At 66.0% G+C, this 15,901-nt stretch carries 15 protein-coding genes and 1 tRNA gene; 8 read left to right on the forward strand and 8 right to left on the reverse strand.

Going from position 1 to position 15,901, the window contains the following annotated elements:
• Positions 1-286 precede the first annotated feature (286 nt).
• Entirely contained in the window at positions 287-1,780 is a 1,494-nt protein-coding gene (locus H8S47_RS12860; protein ID WP_187504285.1) for a lipopolysaccharide biosynthesis protein, read from the forward strand.
• A gap of 122 nt (positions 1,781-1,902) precedes the next feature.
• On the opposite strand, the gene H8S47_RS12865 is transcribed toward H8S47_RS12860, so the two are convergent.
• Entirely contained in the window at positions 1,903-2,331 is a 429-nt protein-coding gene (locus H8S47_RS12865) for a CBS domain-containing protein (RefSeq protein WP_187504251.1), read from the reverse strand.
• 71 nt (positions 2,332-2,402) lie between these two features.
• Between H8S47_RS12865 and H8S47_RS12870 the strand changes: the two genes are divergently transcribed.
• Positions 2,403-2,717 carry a hypothetical protein gene (locus H8S47_RS12870; RefSeq protein WP_187504252.1) on the forward strand — a complete coding sequence of 105 codons (315 nt, stop codon included), beginning with the start codon at positions 2,403-2,405 and terminating at the stop codon, positions 2,715-2,717.
• 51 nt (positions 2,718-2,768) lie between these two features.
• Here H8S47_RS12870 and H8S47_RS12875 read toward each other — a convergent pair whose 3' ends face one another.
• The gene (locus H8S47_RS12875; protein WP_235982861.1) at positions 2,769-3,863 is read right to left on the reverse strand and encodes a glycoside hydrolase family 43 protein; all 1,095 of its coding nucleotides are present in this window, start codon (positions 3,861-3,863) and stop codon (positions 2,769-2,771) included.
• 286 nt (positions 3,864-4,149) lie between these two features.
• Positions 4,150-4,223 (reverse strand) — tRNA-Gln (locus tag H8S47_RS12880).
• Positions 4,224-4,408: 185 nt separating this feature from the next.
• Between H8S47_RS12880 and H8S47_RS12885 the strand changes: the two genes are divergently transcribed.
• Both H8S47_RS12885 and H8S47_RS12890 read left to right on the forward strand, forming a co-directional pair.
• Positions 4,409-5,452 (forward strand): Ppx/GppA phosphatase family protein, encoded by a 1,044-nt coding sequence (locus H8S47_RS12885; protein WP_187504253.1) that lies wholly within the window; start codon positions 4,409-4,411, stop codon positions 5,450-5,452.
• Positions 5,449-6,120, forward strand: coding sequence for an RlmE family RNA methyltransferase (locus H8S47_RS12890; RefSeq protein ID WP_056487962.1), 672 nt, complete (start codon positions 5,449-5,451; stop codon positions 6,118-6,120). Before H8S47_RS12885 ends, H8S47_RS12890 begins: the two co-directional genes overlap by 4 nt.
• A 544-nt stretch (positions 6,121-6,664) precedes the next feature.
• Here the strand turns inward: H8S47_RS12890 and rpoZ are convergent.
• Positions 6,665-7,009 carry a DNA-directed RNA polymerase subunit omega gene (gene rpoZ / locus H8S47_RS12895; RefSeq protein ID WP_055882033.1) on the reverse strand — a complete coding sequence of 115 codons (345 nt, stop codon included), beginning with the start codon at positions 7,007-7,009 and terminating at the stop codon, positions 6,665-6,667.
• A gap of 140 nt (positions 7,010-7,149) precedes the next feature.
• Between rpoZ and H8S47_RS12900 the strand changes: the two genes are divergently transcribed.
• Entirely contained in the window at positions 7,150-8,310 is a 1,161-nt protein-coding gene (locus H8S47_RS12900; protein ID WP_187504254.1) for a phospholipase D-like domain-containing protein, read from the forward strand.
• Between the two features lie 261 nt (positions 8,311-8,571).
• On the opposite strand, the gene H8S47_RS12905 is transcribed toward H8S47_RS12900, so the two are convergent.
• Positions 8,572-9,186 carry a class I SAM-dependent methyltransferase gene (locus tag H8S47_RS12905; protein ID WP_187504255.1) on the reverse strand — a complete coding sequence of 205 codons (615 nt, stop codon included), beginning with the start codon at positions 9,184-9,186 and terminating at the stop codon, positions 8,572-8,574.
• A gap of 191 nt (positions 9,187-9,377) precedes the next feature.
• Between H8S47_RS12905 and H8S47_RS12910 the strand changes: the two genes are divergently transcribed.
• Together H8S47_RS12910 and H8S47_RS12915 are read left to right on the forward strand one after the other, a co-directional pair.
• Positions 9,378-9,701, forward strand: a complete 324-nt coding sequence (locus H8S47_RS12910; protein ID WP_187504256.1) for an antibiotic biosynthesis monooxygenase — start codon at positions 9,378-9,380, stop codon at positions 9,699-9,701.
• On the forward strand, positions 9,698-11,020 hold the full coding sequence (locus tag H8S47_RS12915) for an MFS transporter (RefSeq protein ID WP_187504257.1): 1,323 nt from the start codon (positions 9,698-9,700) through the stop codon (positions 11,018-11,020). The genes H8S47_RS12910 and H8S47_RS12915 overlap by 4 nt, the downstream gene beginning before the upstream one ends.
• Before the next feature lie 6 nt (positions 11,021-11,026).
• Here H8S47_RS12915 and H8S47_RS12920 read toward each other — a convergent pair whose 3' ends face one another.
• The 3 genes from H8S47_RS12920 to H8S47_RS12930 all read right to left on the reverse strand — a co-directional run bounded on the left by H8S47_RS12920 (position 11,027) and on the right by H8S47_RS12930 (position 14,502).
• Entirely contained in the window at positions 11,027-11,686 is a 660-nt protein-coding gene (locus H8S47_RS12920; RefSeq protein WP_328805539.1) for a TetR/AcrR family transcriptional regulator, read from the reverse strand.
• Positions 11,629-12,093 carry a nuclear transport factor 2 family protein gene (locus H8S47_RS12925; RefSeq protein WP_187504258.1) on the reverse strand — a complete coding sequence of 155 codons (465 nt, stop codon included), beginning with the start codon at positions 12,091-12,093 and terminating at the stop codon, positions 11,629-11,631. The genes H8S47_RS12920 and H8S47_RS12925 overlap by 58 nt, the downstream gene beginning before the upstream one ends.
• Positions 12,094-12,228: 135 nt before the next feature.
• Positions 12,229-14,502, reverse strand: coding sequence for a CDC48 family AAA ATPase (locus H8S47_RS12930; RefSeq protein WP_187504259.1), 2,274 nt, complete (start codon positions 14,500-14,502; stop codon positions 12,229-12,231).
• Between the two features lie 284 nt (positions 14,503-14,786).
• On the opposite strand from H8S47_RS12930, the gene H8S47_RS12935 reads away from it, so the two are divergent.
• Positions 14,787-15,671 (forward strand): LysR substrate-binding domain-containing protein, encoded by an 885-nt coding sequence (locus H8S47_RS12935; protein ID WP_187504260.1) that lies wholly within the window; start codon positions 14,787-14,789, stop codon positions 15,669-15,671.
• Positions 15,672-15,901 lie beyond the last annotated feature (230 nt).

Consider the following 15,901-nt stretch of genomic DNA (forward strand, 5'->3'; position numbering starts at 1 on the left):
CGGGGTTCCGATTCGCGTCAAACACTATCTTTCATATTTGTGGCAATTTTCTCGCGTTGGCGCGTTTATGACGCCCCACGCCCCCCGGCCGGGTGCTGACGAAGTGCTTGTAACTGCAGCTCATTCCGCTGCCGGGCCTCCTCGAAGGATGCCCACGCGTCCCGTGACCCGCACCATCCGTCTTTAGAGTCTCGCCTTAAGCGCTTGTGAAGGCCCATACCGCTACATGCCCGATACGATGGATACCGCGATCCCTGCCCCCCCGCCGGCAGACGTGCCCGAAACCATGTCGGCGCCTGAGCCGTCGGGCGCTTTAGGTGCGCCTTCCGCACCAACCTCGCTCGCCGGCCAAGTCCGGAGCGCACTCATATGGCGGTCGGGCAGCCAGATCGTCGCGCAGATGGTACAATGGTGCGCGACCTTCCTCGTCATCCGCATTCTCGCGCCCGCCGATTACGGCCTGTTCGCAATGTGCCAGGTGGTCCTCACCTTCATGGCGATGCTCAACGGCTATGGTTTGGCGAGCGGGCTCATCCAACAAAACGAGATCAGCGAACGCGAGGTGCGTCAGCTGTTCGGGATGCTGATCGTCCTGAACGTCGGGCTCGCCGTCGCCCAGCTCGCACTCGCGCCGCTAGCGTCCGCCTATTACCGCCAGCCGATCGTCGGCGACATGCTCCGCGTCCAGGCGCTGCTCTATCTGACGACACCGTTCATCGCGCTCCCGTATGCGCTGCTGTCGCGGGCGATGGATTTCCGTCACCAAGCCAAGGCGAACATTACCGCGTCGATCGCCTCGGCCAGCGCGGCGCTGGGCGGTGCACTCTATGGTCTTGGGGTATGGACGTTGGTGCTGGCGCCGATCGTGCTGTTCAGCGTGCGCGGCGCGATGATGACGTGGAGCGCGCGGTCGCTGGTCTGGCCGAGCTTCGACTTTCGCGGCGCGGGGACGATCGCGCGCTATGGCGGGGTGATGGCGGCGGGGCAGCTGTTCTGGTTCCTGCAAAGCCAGGCGGACGTGTTCATCGCCGGGCGCAGCTTTTCCCCGCACATGCTCGGCATCTATACGACCAGCCTGTTCCTCACCCAGATCTTCGTGTCGAAATTCGTGCCGCCGCTGAACGAGGTCGCCTTCTCGGCCTATGCGCGGATGCAAGGGGATCCCGATGCGATCGGGCGCGCGTTCGTCAAGGGCGCAGCGATGGTGATGATCGTCGCGATGCCGTTCTACATGGGGCTGGCCGCGACTGCCGAGCCACTGGTGTTGACCGTACTCGGCGAGAAATGGCGCGAGACGGCGCCGGTGGTGCACCTGCTCGCGCTGGCGATGCCGTTCATGACGTTGCAGGTGCTGTTCACGCCGGCATCCGATGCGCGCGGTCGGCCGGGGATCGGCGTTAGGAACGGCGCGACCGGGGCGCTGATCCTGACGATCGCGTTCCTCGTCGGGGTGCAATGGGGCCCGACCGGGATGGGGATCGCCTGGATCGCTGCGTATCCGGTGTACCTGACGATCAGCGCGTGGCGGACCTTGCCGGTGATCGGCGTGCGGGCGCGCGACGTCGTGCGCGCGGTCGCAGCGCCGGCGATCGCGGCGATCGCGATGGCGGCGATCGTCACGCTGGTCGACCGCAACCTGCCGCCGCTGGATGCGCATTGGCGGCTGGCCGTACTCGTGCCGGTCGGTGCGGTGGTCTATGCGACCTGGATGTTGGTGTTTGCGCGGTCGACGATCCGGGACCTGGTTGCCCTCGTGCGGAAGCAGCCGGTTGCGGGGTGAGCGACTACCGTAAGGTTGAGGCCCCGGATGCGAGATCAAACTGCGGCGCCGTGTCCTCCCCCTCCGTCCCGCTTTACGGTCCACCTCCCCCTGGCGGGGGAGGATACTTGGAAGAGCCTTGATCAGGCGGACTGGATGTATTCGCGCATCGCCGCGGCATCGGCTTCGATCCGGTCGATGCGGTATTTGACAAGATCGCCGATCGAGACGAATCCGACGATCGTGTCGCCCTCGATCACGGGCAGATGACGGATCCGGCGCTGGGTCATCAGCGAGAGCGCGCCGATGACCGACTCGCCCGGGCCGACCGACTTCACCTCCGTGGTCATCACGTCGCCGATCCGCTCCGCCAACGCCGCGGCGCCATCCGCCTGCAGGCAGTGGATGACGTCGCGTTCGGAGAAGATACCGACCACGCGGTCGCCGTCGAGCACCGGTGCCGCGCCGATCCGCTTCTCCGCGAGCAGGGCCACCGCCTCCGCCACGGTCGTATCGGGGGTCAGCGACTGGATGCCCCCCTTCCGGTCCTTCAGGATCGCCGCGATCGTCATCTTCGCCTCTCCTCAACTGCGTCTGTTGCGCATGGCTTGAGGAAACCATGTTTGCGCGGCAATGTGAAGCGATGACCGATCGCCAGCCCAACGCTCCGGCCGACCCGCCGACCGGACTCCCGACCGGACTGGGCGATCCGCATTATGCGGCGTTCGCATGGGCGCGGTTTCGCGGGATCATGGCGTGGATGGTGCTGGCCGCGGCGATCTGCGTCGTGGCGGTGATCGCGGCGATGGCGCATCTGCAAGGACCGCTGCATCTGGTGACGATGCTGGCGGTGATCGGCGGGGTCGGCGGATCGGTGATGATGGCCGGCCTGCTGATGGGGCTTGCCTTCCTCAGTTCGGGTAGCGGGCACGACGAGGACGTCACGCGGATCGACTGAGCCTGCCCGTTATCGACAGACGGGGTTCCGGCGCACCGGAACCCCGCTGAATCATTTCTTGAACGGATCGATCAGCCGGATCGTGCCATCCGGATTGAAGGTCAATTCGGTCATCTTCGCCGAGCGAAGATGGTTCTTATTCGACAATTGCGTGTCGTGATAAAACAGCCACCAGCGGTTCTGGAACTGGACGATCGAATGGTGCGACGTCCACCCCTGGACCGGCGACAGGATATGACCGGTATAGCGGAACGGCCCATAGGGATTGTCGCCGATCGCATAGGCAAGGAAGTGCGTGTCGCCGGTCGAATAGGTGAAGTAATATTTGCCCGCGCGCTTGAACATCCACGCTGCTTCGAAGAAGCGCCGGTCGTGATCGCCGCCCAAAAGCGGCTTGCCTGCCTCATCGACGATCTGGACGTCGCGCGGAGGCTCGGCGAACTGTTTCATGTCTGCCGACATCCGCGCGACCTTCGGGGATAGCGCCGGCCGGTCGTCCTGCTTCAGATCGGTATCGCCGGCATTCGGATCGAAACTGCCCTTGCTCCAGCGCTGCAACTGGCCACCCCAGATGCCGCCGAAATACATGTAGCTCTCGCCGGTCGTATCGGTGAACACCGCAGGATCGATCGAATAACTGCCCCGTATCGGCTGCGCCTCGGCCTTGAACGGGCCGGTCGGGGACTTCGACGTAGCGACGCCGATGCGAAACACACCCTGTTTGTCGCGCGCAGGCATATAGAGATAATAGGTGCCGTTCTTATAGGCCGCGTCCGGCGCCCAGGTCTGCTTGGATGCCCAGGGAATCTGCTTCACGTCGATGGCGACCGGATGGATCGTCACCGGACCACCGGGGCGATCCATGCTCAGCACCCGGTAATCGTGCATCGCATATTGATTGCCCAGATCGTCGTCGGGGATGCCGGCATCGACGTCGTGGCTCGGATACACGTAGATCTTGCCGTTGAAGACATGCGCGGAGGGATCCGCGACGTAGATCTTGGTGACGAGCGGCTGTGCCAGATAGCGTTTGCCGTCGGGGCTGCGGGGCTCCGGCTTGGTCGTACTCTGTGCAAGCGCGAGGCCGGCGACGAGCAGAAACGGCAACGTCGCGGTAAGGGCGGTCGGGCGAAGGCGCATAGTCATTAATCCTTCCTGTCGGGCGACCTTCTGCGAGGTCTGTGGAGCGATGAACTACGGTAGATAGCGCTACCATATGAAGGAGTGTGCGGCGGAGCAAGGGATTGCTCGAGCGCTGGCGGGGAATCCGTCGCGGTGGTGCGAGTGCCGATGCAACGGGCCAGTTGAAGACCGTGGCGGTGTGCCGCGATTTCCGCTTCATCTGGACGATGAATATGCGAGGCCGGCAGTGCGGGGTATTGCGGTAAGGGAGGTTTGGCTCGCCGCGGGTCGTTCGGGTTGAATCGACCGCTGGATGCCCCGTGAGGATTCGAACCTCAATAGGCGGTATCAGAAACCGCAGTCTTACCATTAGACGACGGGGCATCAGCGAGGGCGCGATCTAGGCGGGCGGTTTGGCGCTGTCAACGCCAAGATGTTGCCGATGTGCCACGTCGCTTGCGTAATCGCGCCGCCGCGCTACATTCATGACCAAGCACCGGGCGGGTATTTTCCCGCGGCGGCAGACATAGATAGCGAGTTTTACGGCGATGGGGGATGTTTCCGCCCGAATGCCGTTCCGGCAGGGTGGTCCTGCCCGTCCGGCGACGACCCGGCCCTATCGTGGGCGGTGGGCCGATGCGCAGGCGTTTGCCGCGCTCGATCTTGGCACCAACAATTGCAGATTGCTGATCGCGCGCCCCCAGGCTGGCGGGTTCGCGGTGATCGACGCGTTCTCGCGAATCGTGCGGTTGGGCGAGGGCCTGGCGTCGACCGGCAAGCTGAGCGACGCGGCGATCGAGCGGACGATCGCGGCCTTGCGCGTGTGTTCGGACAAGTTGCAGCGGCGCAACGTCACGCTGGCGCGATCGGTCGCGACGGAGGCGTGTCGGCAGGCGTCGAACGGGCCAGACTTCATCGCGCGCGCACTGGCCGAGACGGGGATCCACCTCGACATCATTTCCGCCGAGGAAGAGGCGCGGCTGGCCGTGCTCGGCTGCCATGCGCTGATCGAGCCGGGGGAGGATCCCGCGCTAGTGTTCGATATCGGCGGCGGATCGACCGAGCTGGTGCTGATCGATACCTCGACGCCTGTTCCGACCGTGCTCGACTGGCATTCGGCGCCGTGGGGCGTGGTGTCGCTGACCGAGCATGCCGGCGGTGGCGAGGGCGAAGACGGTCGCCGCGCCGCGTATGCGAAGATGCGGCAGGTGGTGGCCGACAGTTTCGCGGGGTTTGCAAGCCGCCTGCCCCGGCATATCGAGCGGCCGCGGTTGCTCGGCACCAGCGGCACGGTGACGACGCTCGGCAGCGTGCATCTCGGGCTCAGCCATTACGACCGGTCGGTGGTCGACGGGCTGATCGTGCCAGCGTCGGCGATGCGGCGGATCAGCGCCGACCTTTCCCATATGTCGATCACGGAGCGCGCCAAGCTGCCGTGCATCGGCAACGAGCGCGCCGACCTGGTGGTCGCGGGCTGTGCGATTTTGGAGACGATCATGGATTTGTGGCCCGCCGAACGGCTCGGCATCGCCGACCGCGGTATTCGCGAAGGCATATTGCGCGGCCTGATGGGCTCGCCCAAGCCCGGCAAAGCCACGGGAGCGACGGCATGAGCCGCGGCGGTTCCGGCGGGCATGTCCGCGTGCTCACCGCGCGCAAGCGGACCGCGCAGTCGACGCGGTGGCTCGAGCGGCAACTGAACGATCCATATGTGAAGCGCGCCAAGGCCGACGGTTACCGTAGTCGCGCCGCATACAAGCTGATCGAGCTCGATGAGCGGTTCGAGCTGATCCGGGGATCGAAGCGCGTGGTCGATCTCGGTCTCGCGCCGGGAGGTTGGGCGCAGGTGATCCGGCGGCGGATCCCCAAGGCGACGGTCGTGGGGATCGACCTGCTCCCGGTCGATCCGATCGAGGGCGTGACGATCTTCGAAATGGATTTCCTCGACGATGCCGCACCGGGGAAGCTGATCGAGGCGCTGGGCGGCGCACCGGATCTCGTGCTGTCGGACATGGCGGCGAACACCGTCGGGCACCCGCAGACCGATGCCTTGCGGACGATGGCACTGGTGGAAACCGCGCTGCACTTTGCGTGCGAAGTGCTGGAGCCGGGTGGCACGTTCGTGTCGAAGGTGTTTGCGGGCGGTGCGGATTCCGAGCTGGTCGCGGAGATGAAGCGGAACTTCAAGACGGTGAAGCATGCGAAACCGCCGGCGAGCCGCAAGGGGTCGGTCGAGTGGTTCGTGGTGGCGCAGGGGTTTAAGGGTCGGTCAGCGGATTAGCATGGCTAATCCGCGTCGTGGACCGCCCCCGGCCAGCGTTGCGCAGCAACGACTGACGACGCGGCTGCCGTGGCGCCCTGCCTCAGGGGGATACCGAGAGCGACGTCAGCAAGCTTGTTTCCCCGCGAAGGCAGGGATCCAGGCTGGGCTCCCGCATTCGCGGGAGAACATGGGCGAGGCTCGCCAGATGTGATGCGTCGATCAACGACCCACGTTTTCGTCATCCCCGCGCAGGCGGGGATCCATATGCTCAGGCGTCTGCGATCCTTTGTGAGGTTAGCCAGTATGAGTTCCCGCCTCCGCGGGAATGACGGCTTTGGGCCGGACCATCCCACGCGTGCCCTCACCCTTCCCACGGCGAAGTCGCCTCGGGCCCCTTCCCTCTCCCCTTCAGGGAGAGGATATAGAAAAAGCCCGCGGACCTCTTGGATCCACGGGCTCTCTCTATTTCACGCGCCGCGGCAAAGCCGCGTCGTCGGTCGGGCTATGCCCGCCGGCCGAGGGTGCGGCCGAGACATGGATTAGCGAGTGCTAATCCACTGCCTTACCCTTCGTAATCCGCGCCCAAATTCTGGTTCCGCGGCGGCGCCGCAGCGGTAAGCCGCAGCGCTTCGGCCGAAGCGGCCAGGCTGCCGACGGCATCGACTTCGTCGTCGTCGTCGACGCGAACCTTCTGCAGGCCCTGGATGACCTGTTCCTTGAGATGCGCCGGCTTGACGTTCTCGTCGGCGATCTCGCGCAGCGCGACGACCGGGTTCTTGTCGCGGTCGCGGTCGAGCGTCAGTTCGGCACCGCCCGAGATCTGGCGCGCACGCTGGGCCGCGAACAACACCAGGTCGAACCGGTTGGGGATCTTGTCGACACAATCCTCGACGGTAACGCGCGCCATGCGGCTTCCTTCGTAACAACGATAGAATGAGAATGCGTCGCCTACGGGGGGTAGCCCTCAAAGTCAAGAAATCCGCCGCCCCCGCATCATGGAGCCCCTGCGGGTTGCCACCGACGCCCCCCATGTCCATCACGCGCCGCATGGACGATCCCGCAGACCAGCCGACTTTCGCCGTCGACGGCAACCAGATGACGCTGCTCGATACGGGCCCGCGCCGCCTCGACGCGGTGCTCGCGCTGATCGACGGCGCCGAGCGCACCCTGCGCATACTCTATTACATCTACGCCGACGACGAGTCGGGCAAGCGCGTCAACGCGGCGCTGATCGCTGCCGCCAAGCGCGGGGTCGACGTCGCGCTGATCGTCGACGGCTTCGGCAGCGACGATGCCCCCGACGCGTTCTTCGCACCGCTGGAAACCGTCGGCATCTCGGTCTGCCGCTTCTCGGCCCGGTTCGGTCGCCGCTATCTGCTGCGTAACCACCAGAAGCTCGCGCTCGCCGACGAAGCGCGGATCATCATCGGCGGCTTCAACATCGAGGACGATTATTTCGGCACCGCCGCCGAACAGGCCTGGCGCGATCTCGGGTTGCTGGTCGAGGGGCCGGCGGCGGGGCGGCTGGCCGGGTATTTCGATGCCTTGAAGGACTGGATCCACGAGCCGAAGGGCAAGCTGCGCCGGCTGAATGCCGCACTGTCGCGCTGGAGCGAGACCAGGGGCACAACACGGTGGCTGATCGGCGGACCCACGCGGAAACTGTCGCCCTGGGCGCGCGCGGTGCGTGACGACATGCGCGCCGGACGACGGATCGACATCATCGCCGGCTATTTCACGCCCAGCCCCGCGCTGCTGCGGCGGCTCGACAAAGCCGGGCGTCGGCAGGCGGACGTGCGGATCGTCACGGCCAGCAAATCGGACAACAACGCGACGATCGCCGCCGCGCGGTTCACCTATGCGGGGTTGTTGCGGAAAGGCGTGCGGGTGTTCGAATACCAGCCGACCAAGCTGCACACGAAGCTGTATGTGATCGACGATGCGGTCCATATCGGCTCGGCGAATTTCGACATGCGCAGCCTGTTCATCAACCTCGAACTGATGCTGCGGATCGAGGATGCGGCGTTCGCGGCGCATGTCCGGGGCTATATCGAAGGCGAGGTGGCGAAATCGACCGAGGTGACCAAGGCGCTGTACCAGGCAAACACCGGCTGGGTGCAGCGGTTGAAGCAGCTCGGCGCGTATTTCGTGGTCGCGGTGGTGGACCCGAGCTTGTCGCGTGGACTGAACTTCGGGATCGACGAGTAGGGACGTCGAGCGAGGCGTGCCAGACTGAGGCCAACACTCCCGTCATCCTGAAGAAAGTCAGGACCCAGGATAACGGAAGCTGCCGCTTTTGGCTCTGGGTCCTGACTTTCGTCAGGATGACGACCGGACTTTGCCCAGAATCAGCGCCGACGGCAAAGCCGCCGTCGGATGGGTTCGGCTGTTTAGCCGACCCGCCGGCCGGGCCTGACGCTGCGCTCCGCTATCGCTTTGCGCACTGGCGCGGGCGTTGCCGCGCCTGCGTCAGTCCTTCCACGCCCAATACAGCTGCGCCGGGGGTACGTTCCACCACTCCATATCGTGGTCGATCGAGTCGAAGTGCGGCGTCAGGAAGTCCTTCACCTTGGGCGAGAACTGATAGACCAGGAACGCGCCACCGGTCCGCAGCACCGCATGCGTCGCCGCCGCGATCGCTGGGCCTACACCGGGGGGCAAGGTCGAAAACGGCAGTCCGGACAACACGTAATCAGCCTTTTCGAAGCCGTGGTCGGCGACGATGGTTTCGACCTCGTCCGCCGACCCCAGCACCGCGAAGAAGCGCGGGTCGGTGATCGTATGGCGGAGATACTGGATGAACTCGGGGTTGGTGTCGATCACCACCAGCTTGGCGTCGGGCGCCATGCGGTCGAGGATCGGGCGGCAGAAGGTGCCGACGCCCGGGCCATATTCGACGAACAGCTTGCAGTTCGCCCAGTCGACCGGGTCGAGCATTTTCCGAATCAGCTTGTCCGACGACGGCACGATCGATCCGACCATGACCGGATGTTTCAGGAAGCCTGAAAAGAACATCTGCCACGGGGACGGCACGCCGGCAGGGCGGCTGCGTGCACGCCGGGTGGCGGTGGTCGAACTGGGCATCGTGTTCCTTACGATCAGGGGTCCCGCACGGTGGCGGAGCTTTGCCCCTCCCGTCGCACGAATTCCGAACGCGTTTCAAGGGCCGCGGGTTGCATGCGGCGACGAACCGAAGTGGAAGTCGTGCGCCGACAAGTGGTTCCGCCGAGCGCCAACGCCGTTGCCAAGCCTGCGGCATCGCTTAAGCACAGGCCATGCACGACGATCGAACAGGACAAGTGGCGGTCATTTTCGTGTCGTTTCGTAACGGCGCGGACATGATCGGCTATGCCGAGGCTGCGGCGGCGATGGATGCGCTAGCCGCCACGCAGCCGGGCTATCGCGGGGTCGACAGCGCACGCGAGACGGACGGCATGGGGATCACCGTCAGCTACTGGGCGGACGACGCCGCCGCGATCGCGTGGCGCGACCACCCGGAGCACGCCGCGATTCGCGAGCGCGGGCGGGCGCTCTGGTACGACCGCTATTCGGTCACCGTCGCGCGCGTCGAGCGCGGCTATGACTGGGCGCGACCATGATCGGCGCGAAGATCGGCGGCGCGACCGAAGGTTCGAAGGTCGACCGCCGCTTCGCACTGATGTTCCTCGTGATGCTGACGATCGCGGCGGGCAACACTGCGCTGCAATCGGTACTGCCCGCGCTAGGTCGCTCGCTCGGGGTCGCCGACAGCGCGGTGGCGGCGGCGTTCTCGGTATCGGCGCTGCTGTGGGTGATCGCCGCGCCGTTCTGGGCGAATCGATCGGACAGGCACGGCCGGCGCGCGATGATCCTGCTCGGCGTCGGCGGGTTCAGCGTGTCGCTGGCGCTGTGCGGCGTGTTCCTGATGGCCGGGATCAACGCTTGGATCGGCGGCACGGCGGCGTTCCTGTGCTTCATCGGCGGGCGCCTGATCTACGGCACGTTCGGTGCGGCCGCGCCGCCTGCGGTACAGGCGCTGGTCGCCGGCGAGACGACACGCGAGGAACGGACCAAGGCGCTGACCCTGCTCGCCTCCGCGTTCGGGCTCGGCACCATATTGGGGCCCGCGATCGCGCCGTACCTGATCCTGGGCTCGATCGGCGGGGTGGAGATCGGGCTTGCCGGTCCCGCCTTCCTGTTCGCGGTGTTCGGCGTGGCGGTGTGGATCACGGTGCGGCGGATGCTGCCCGACGACAAGATCGTTGCCGCCCACGAAACGCACGGCGCGAGTTCGGCCTATCCTTCGATCGGTGGCGCGCCCACCGGAGCGTCGGTCGCCGCCGCGACCGGATCGCATGTCGAGCATGTCGGCTACACCGATCCGCGCATCCGCGCCTGGATGATCGCCGGCCTGGTGATGGGGCACGCCCAGGCGATGACCGGGCAGGCGATCGGTTTCCTCGTGATCGACCGCCTCCACCTTGCCCCTGCCCTGGCGCTGGAGCCGACGGGCATCGTCCTGATGATGGGCGCAGGTGCCGCACTGCTCGCGCAATGGGGGATCATCCCACGGTTGAACCTGACGCCGCGCCAACTGGTGCTGACCGGCCTCGTCCTCGCCGCGGTCGGCACCGCGCTCACGGGAATCGCGACGTCGCTCTACACGATCGCCACCGCCTATGCGCTGGCAAGCCTCGGCTTCGGCTTCACGCGCCCGGGATTTACCGCAGGCTCGTCGCTCGCGGTCGGCGCCAACGCGCAAGGTTCGGTCGCGGGCAAGGTGACGAGCATCAACGGCGCGAGCTTCGTCCTCGGCCCGTCGATCGGTGTCGGCCTGTACGAGGCGCAGCACTCGCTGCCGTATCTGGTCGCGGGCGCGGCGTGCGTGGTGATGATCGCCTATGCCTGGGTGGCGCTGCGCGATGCAAAAGAAGGTTAGGGTGGGTTAGGCCAAGATCGCATCCGACGGGTGGCCGCGACGTGCCACTGCGTCAAGCAGAGTCGCCTCGAGCCGCCGCACGATCCGCACGAACGCGGCATTCTCACCCAATGCACGCGCCAGAACGATCGCGCCCTGGATCCCGGCGACCGTTTCCTCTGCGAGCCGCATGGCCAGCGCAGACGGAAGCCGGCCCGTTTCGAGGCAGCGCGCCAACGCCGATATCCAGCGCGTAAAGTAGCGCCTGATGCTGACCGCGAACAGGTCTCCGGAAGAGCCGAGACCGAGCCAGCCGACGAGGCATACCCTGCCCCCGGACTCAAAATATGCGGTGACGTCCGCGAACATCGCGGTGATCGACGATGCCGGGTCGCTTGCCTGCTCCAGGGCTGCGAAGATCGCCCTCGCGAACCACGCGTCGATGTCGGCGAGGACCGCCTCCATCATCTCCGCCTTGCCGCCGGGAAAGAAGTTGTAGAGGCTGCCCTTGCCGAGGCCGGTCGCTTTCGAGAGCATCGACAGGCTGGCGCCCTCGAAGCCATGTTCGCGGAACGCCTCCGCCAGCGCCGGCAGGGCGTTCGCGCGATCGGTTAGGACCCGCTTCCCGCTCAGAGGTTGAGGTCGCTCAGCGAGGGGTGATCGTCCGGGCGACGGCCGAGCGGCCAGTGGAACTTGCGGTCGCTGTCCGCGATCGGCTGGTCGTTGATCGAGGCGATGCGGCGCGCCATCAGCCCGGCATCGTCGAATGCCCAATTCTCGTTGCCATAGGACCGGAACCAGCAGCCGTCGTCGTCACGCCATTCATAGGCGAACCGGACGGCGATCCTGTTGCCGTCATGCGCCCAGACTTCCTTGATCAGGCGATAGTCCAATTCCCGCGCCCATTTGCGCGTCAGGAAGGCGACGATCGCGTCGCGGCCGACCAGAAACTCGGTCCGGTTCCGCCAGACGCTGTCGGGCGTGTAGGCCAGCGACACCGTGTCGGGATCGCGGCTGTTCCAGGCATCTTCGGCCATCCGCGCCTTCTGCGCGGCGGTCTCGTGAGTGAACGGGGGCAATGGCGGACGGGACATGGCGACACCTGTAGCTGACTTGTACCGAACGGTACAACATGGTCGCCGTGGGTGCAATCCGGGCTTGGCGGCACGGCCGACCGGTCCGCCATCCTCACCTTTCCCACCCGGCCGAAACCGGGTGGGAGGCGATGTTCAGTCGTCCGTCTTGTTGGGGAACGCGAAGCCGAGTGGCTGGATTGCCGTCGCGTCCTGTTTCAGGCGGGCGGCCATCTGCTCGTATTCGCGCTCGGTTTCCGGGGTCACGCTGGCACGCGACTCCTTCAGCGCGCCTTCGAAGTCGGCCATCGTCACGTCGGTCGAGTCGATCGAGCGACGCAACGCCACCAGGCCGGCGCGGCGGACGACGTCTTCCAGATCCGCGCCGCTGAAGCGGTCGGTGCGGTCCGCGAGACGATCGAGATCGACGTCGCTCGCCAGCGGCATCTTCTGCGTCTGGATGCCGAGGATGCGGCGGCGACCGGCCTTGTCGGGGACGCCGACATAGACGAGTTCGTCGAACCTCCCCGGCCGCAGCAACGCCGGGTCGATCAGGTTCGGCCGGTTGGTGGCGCCGATCACCACGACCGACTGCAGCTCCTCCAGCCCGTCCATCTCGGCGAGGATCGTGTTGACGACACGCTCGGTCACCTGCGGCTCGCCTGCGCCGCTGCCGCGTGCCGGCACCAGCGAGTCGAGTTCGTCGATGAAGATCACGCAGGGTGCGACCTGGCGGGCGCGCTGGAACAGCCGGGTGATCTGCTGCTCGCTTTCGCCGTACCATTTGCTGAGCAGGTCGGACGATTTGGTGGCGATGAAGTTCGCCTCCGCCTCGCGCGCGACCGCCTTGGCGAGCAGCGTCTTGCCGGTGCCGGGCGGGCCGTAAAGCAGGAAGCCCTTGGCAGGGCGGATGCCGAGCCGGCGGAACGCGTCGGGGTTCTTGAGCGGAAGCTCGACGCCCTCCTTGAGCCGCATCTGCGCATCGTCGAGGCCGCCGACGTCCGCCCATCGCACGGTCGGCGCCTGCACCATGACTTCGCGCATCGCCGAGGGCTGGACGCGTTTGAGCGCGCCGAGAAAATCCTCGCGCGTGACCGACAGTTCGTCGAGCACTTCGGGCGGGATCGTCCGTTCCTCTAGATTGAGCCTCGGCATGATCCGGCGGACCGCCTCGATCGCCGCCTCGCGAGCGAGCGCGGCGAGGTCGGCACCGACGAAGCCATAGGTGGTCCGCGCCAGTTCATCGAGGTCGACCCGATCGCCGAGCGGCATGCCGCGTGCGTGGATACCGAGGATCTCGCGACGGCCGCGCTCGTCGGGCACGCCGACGACGATTTCGCGGTCGAACCGGCCGGGACGACGGAGCGCCTCGTCGATCGCCTCGGGCCGGTTGGTGGCGGCGATGACGACAAGGTTCGCACGCGATTCCAGACCGTCCATCAGCGTGAGAAGCTGCGCGACGAGCCGCTTTTCCGCCTCGCCCGACACCTGGCCGCGTTTCGGCGCGATCGAATCGATCTCGTCGATGAACACGATCGAGGGTGCCGACTTAGCCGCTTCCTCGAACACTTCACGGAGGCGCGATTCGGACTCGCCATAGGCCGAGCCCATGATCTCCGGACCGTTGATCAGGAAGAACTGCGCGTCGGATTCGTTGGCGACGGCGCGCGCGAGCCGTGTCTTTCCGGTACCGGGAGGCCCGTGCAGCAACACGCCCTTGGGCGGATCGACGCCGAGCCGCTGGAACAGTTCGGGATACCGCAGCGGCAGCTCGACCATCTCGCGCAACTGGTCGATCGTCTGCGCCATGCCGCCGATATCGTCATAGGTGACGTCGGCACGGCGTGCGGCCTGCGGCTCCTCATACTCGGAGCGCAGTTCGATCTCGGTATTCTCGTCGATGTGCACCACGCCCTTGGGGCTGGCGGCGATCACCGCGAGACGGATCTCCTGCAACGCATACGCCGGAGCGTTCATGAACTGCTGCACGCCCGGGGGCATGTCGCCGACGCGCTGATGCCCGGCGGTCGCGACGATATCGCCCTGGCAGATCGGCCGGCCGAGAAAGGTGCGCTTGAGCGCGTTGGTCGAGCCCTGGAGACGGAGGTTCTGCTGCGCGGGGGCGAAGACGACACGGGTCGCGGGCTTCGACTCGGCCTTGCGCACCTCGACGAAATCGCCCGAGCCGACGCCGGCGTTCGCGCGCTGGAGGCCGTCGATGCGGAGAATGTCGAGGCCCTCGTCCTCGGGATAGGGCCCGACGGCGCGCGCGGGCGTGTTCTGCTTGCCGAGGATCTCGATCACGTCGCCCTCGCCGATCCCGAGCGTCGCCATCAGCGCGCGCGGCAGATGCGCGAGGCCGCGGCCACTGTCCTCGGGACGCGCATTGGCGACCTGGATTTTCCGCGTGGGGGTTTCGCTATCTGGCATTTCTGCTCCTTCGAACTCGTAGCGCGCGAGATAGGAGGCCGGTTCCGGGCTTGCGAGGACTTGAAATGGCGCGGGGGACCCCGGGCGGACAAAAAAAGGGCCGGCCAATGAAGGCCAGCCCATGAAAGTTTTTAGGAGAGGATGCCTGAAAGGCGAGGTCTTTTTGCGTCGAGACGGTTCATGTTGCAAGTGCGAAGGGATCAGCTACGATTGCGCTAACTGCAATCGCATGCATGAATGCGTCCAGCGGTCATTGTCACACCCGTCGAGTCGAAAGAGGAATCATGCGCAGGCTGCCGCCATTGGGGGCTATCGAGGCGTTCGTGCAGGTCGCGCGGCTGGGCTCGATCAAGGCCGCAGCCGAGGATCTGGCGCTGTCCGCCCCAGCGCTCAGCCGGCGGGTGCAGAGCCTTGAGCGGTTCATCGCCAAGCCGCTGTTCGCGCGCAGGCATCAGGCGATGGTGTTGAATGCGGATGGCGAGCGGTTGCTGGCGCAGATCGCACCGGTGCTCGATTCGCTGTCGGATGCGGTCGAATCGCTGACCAGCACGACCGAGGTGCTGCGGCTACGGTTGGGCATCCTGCCGCTTTACGCGTCGCAGAAGCTGTTTCCGCGGCTGGGCGAATTGCGCAAGGCACATCCCGAACTGCACCTCGACATCGATACCGCGGCGCATCTGGTGTCGCGGCTTGGCGACGGCCTCGATGCGGTGATCGCCTTGTCGCGCGAGATCGATCCGTCGCTGTACGCGCGGCGGCTCGATCGCAATTCGGTGTATGTGATCGGTGCGCGCAGCCTGCTCGAGCGAGCGGACCCGATCACGCGGCCCGAACAGCTGTCGACCCTGACCGCGCTGGTCCACCGCGACATGACGGATACGTTCTCGGCATGGCGGACGGCGGCGGGGCTCGACGATATCGAGCCGCTGGCGATCGATCATTTCGATTCGGGTGCGCTGATGCTGGAGGCTGCCGCGCAAGGCCTGGGCGTCGCGTTCATGCATGCGAGCCATTTTGCGGATGCGAACGATCCGCGGCTGGTGCGGCTGTTCGATATCGAGGTGGAGAGCCCGTACAGCTACTGGTTCGTCTGCCGCCCGCGGGCGTTGCAGACCAAGCCGGTGAAGCTGTTCCATGACTGGTTGATTCGGACGTTGGCGGAAGTCTGACCGCTGCTCCCCTCCCGCCCGCGGGAGGGGTCGGGGGAGGGGCGTGTCTCACACACCGGACGCCGGTACGTACGTCGCGCCCTGCTGCCCTCTGCTTCGCTGCTGTCCCCTGCCCCCTGTCCGTCACCCCAGCGAAAGCCAGGGTATCCCGGTTGGGAAGCGGCGAGGCTCGAACCGGAAGATCCCAGCTTTCGCTGGGGTGACGGGTGTGGGGTTGGGGTCAGAGTCGG

It is taken from the genome of Sphingomonas albertensis (assembly GCF_014358075.1).
Taxonomy (GTDB): domain Bacteria; phylum Pseudomonadota; class Alphaproteobacteria; order Sphingomonadales; family Sphingomonadaceae; genus Sphingomonas; species Sphingomonas albertensis.